Source organism: Ruminococcus turbiniformis (assembly GCF_020687545.1).
In the GTDB taxonomy this organism is placed as follows: domain Bacteria; phylum Bacillota; class Clostridia; order Lachnospirales; family Lachnospiraceae; genus Mediterraneibacter; species Mediterraneibacter turbiniformis.
In genome coordinates this window covers 1-2,640 of sequence record NZ_JAJEQX010000073.1, presented here as the reverse complement: position 1 = coordinate 2,640, position 2,640 = coordinate 1, and the positions used below count along the sequence as shown (strand labels likewise).

Below are 2,640 nucleotides of genomic sequence, written 5' to 3'. Positions count from 1 at the left end.
TGTATATTACGATGAAAATGTACCCCTGTTCCGGAGGAACGGATACCGTAAGTCCGGGACTATGATACTGCGAGTCCGGAGCAGGGATACCGCACTTAAGTGACTACTACTTGCGAGTTTACTCGCTTAATGCAGGATCTAATCCATATACTTCCCGCATGGATCTGTAATTCGCCGGATCCGTCGGGACGATGTTGATCTTATATGCATCATGCTTGATGCGGTCCAGGATTGCTTCCGAGAGGGGACTATCATCACCACCAAGCTGATCATACCAACCATTGGAATCATACTGGGAACAGAAGATAGTAGATGACTTCCTGCGTCTCCTGTGGAGAAGCTCCAGAATGTCATGCTGTTCGGATTCTGTGGGTTTCAGCAGAAGCCATTCATCAATGATCAGCAGAATCGGGTTGGCGTATTTCCCTTGGACCTTTTTGTATGTGCCGTCATTACGAGCCATCTCTAGTTCCAGGAGCAGATCCGGCAGGCGAACATACTTCGTCTTGTAACGCTGTTTGCAGGCTTCCATCCCGAATGCGCATGCCAGATAGGTCTTCCCGCTCCCAGTAGCTCCGGTAATAAAGAGATTCCTGTGTTCTGTGATGTATTCACAGGTTGCAAGCCGCTCAATCAAAGAACGGTTCAGCTTGCGCCCGGAAGTATAGTTAATATCGCCAATGTATGCGTCCGGCTGGTCAAATCCGGCATTACGGATCAGACGCTTCAGGCTGTTGCTCTTGCGATTGCTATATTCGATATCCACCAGCATCCCGAAACGATCCTCAAAAGGAATCCCTTTCATCCTGGGGTCCTCCATCTGGGTGCGGAATGCATCTGACATAGAAGTCAGGCGCATTTCAATGAGTTTATCTATCGTGCTTTGTGTGGTCATGGTTCCTTACCTCCTGTAGTAATCCGCGCCTCTTGTAAGCGCATGGCTGTTCTTTGTTGGCTCTGTGTGGCTGCTTGTTGCTGCTCCCTTGTCCGGCATCTCCAGCTGATCGTTTCCGGTATCAAGGATGTTCTTGATACTCTTATAACTGGGAGTAGCCGTAAAAGAGAGCGCTTTCCGGCAGGCGGCTTCCAAACGGTCAACAGAATATTTGTCGGCCAGTTTCAAAAGCCCCATACAACTGCGGTAGGACTGCTGTTCTACACGCTTGGAGGTAAGGATCGCATCTACTACCTGACAGGTACTGGAGCCGATCCGCTCCGCCCATTTGCGGAAACGGTCACCGTTCCATTCCAGATACTGTTGGTGGGACTCCGGCATATGCTCTGTAACCGTACTGTATTGCCCTTTACGGCCATAAAGACGGCGATGGGACGCAATCCGGTTGTGATTGTAAAAAATCTCAACAGTTTTATCTGTAACCCGTACATCAACTTTGCGCTTTATATATTCATAAGGAACTGAGTATAGCATTCCGGCAAGGGATATGTGATAATTGAACTGAACGGTGGCTTGTTTCCATTCCGCCAGTTCATATGGGGTAGCAGGTAAAGGTGCCAGGAGTGGCAGTTCTTCGTCGCGGAAGATTTCATACCGGCTGCCCTCTTTCTTTTGGAAAGGGCGATGGCTGAAATCTTCCAGCTTCTGTCGGATTGCCCGGTTTAATTCATCGAGGGAAAAGAACTGCTCATTACGCAGGGCTGCAGTGATCCATGTGGAAATATTGCCTACACTGCCCTCGGCATTGGGTTTGTCCTTTGGAGCTCGGACACGGGCTGGAATAACCGCAGTGCCATAGTGCTCTGCCATCTCCTGATAGACAGCATTGATGCGCTGATCTTTCCAGCCCTTATTGTGCTCTACAGCAGTACGGCAGTTGTCCGGCACGAGAATCTTAGCAACACCGCCAAAGTATTCGTACATATGGACATGAGCAGTGATCCATGATGGCTGCTTTTCATCCATGAATGCTTCTACGTATGGGTACTGGCTGTAGGTCATGACTCCTACGAAAATGTGAGCATCCAGGATTTCGCCGGTATCCGGATCAATGATGTGTGCCGGATCTCCAGCCCAATCTACTTCAACCTGTTCTGCAGGTTTTCGATTGATATGCATAGTGGCACGGCGCTTCTGCTCATCCTGCTGGATGTAATAGCAGAACTGGGAATACATAAGCGGCTCATCTCCGGAGAGACGACATTCCTCAAGGTACTCTGTCCAGAGAAGCTTCTTATTTACTCCATTGCGGAGAAGTTCCTTGCGGATATGCTCGTAATCAGGCATCCGCTTTGATGTGGCAGGTTTTGCTTTCGAATCAGGAAAAAGCAGCCTGACAAGGACGGGATCTGTTAGTTTAGAATCCAGCGGCCATGAAAGGTTCTGCTCCCTTGCAGCTTTCAGCACCTTGTTGACAGTTGTTTTAGATGCATTGCAGCTGAGGGCAATGTTGGTTTGACTAAGACCTAATCCGGATAGCCGGATGATCTCGCGATACTTGGTCATAAACGATGACCTCCTTTGTAATGTATTTACGCTTCAAAGCGTATGGATACATTATAAAGAAAATCGGTATCCTTTGACCGGAATCACGGTATTCAATGCCCAGAATTGCGGTATCCATCAAAGCGGAATCACGGTACTGTGTTTCCGGAATGACGGTTCAGAATCGTCCAGAATACTCA

Annotated in this window: 2 protein-coding genes; both read right to left on the bottom strand. The window is 48.6% G+C overall.

Annotated elements, in window-relative coordinates; translation table 11 throughout:
* Nucleotides 1-118: 118 nt before the first annotated feature.
* The gene (locus LKD70_RS18290; RefSeq protein ID WP_227709289.1) at nucleotides 119-895 is read right to left on the bottom strand and encodes an ATP-binding protein; all 777 of its coding nucleotides are present in this window, start codon (nucleotides 893-895) and stop codon (nucleotides 119-121) included.
* 6 nt (nucleotides 896-901) lie between these two features.
* Nucleotides 902-2,461 (bottom strand): IS21 family transposase, encoded by a 1,560-nt coding sequence (gene istA / locus LKD70_RS18285; RefSeq protein ID WP_227709288.1) that lies wholly within the window; start codon nucleotides 2,459-2,461, stop codon nucleotides 902-904.
* Nucleotides 2,462-2,640: the final 179 nt, after the last annotated feature.

What these genes read in the sequence shown, in the direction of transcription:
- istA (WP_227709288.1), bottom strand. Translation starts at nt 2,461, where the DNA reads ATGACCAAGTATCGCGAGATCATCCGGCTATCCGGATTAGGTCTTAGT.
- LKD70_RS18290 (WP_227709289.1), bottom strand. Translation starts at nt 895, where the DNA reads ATGACCACACAAAGCACGATAGATAAACTCATTGAAATGCGCCTGACT.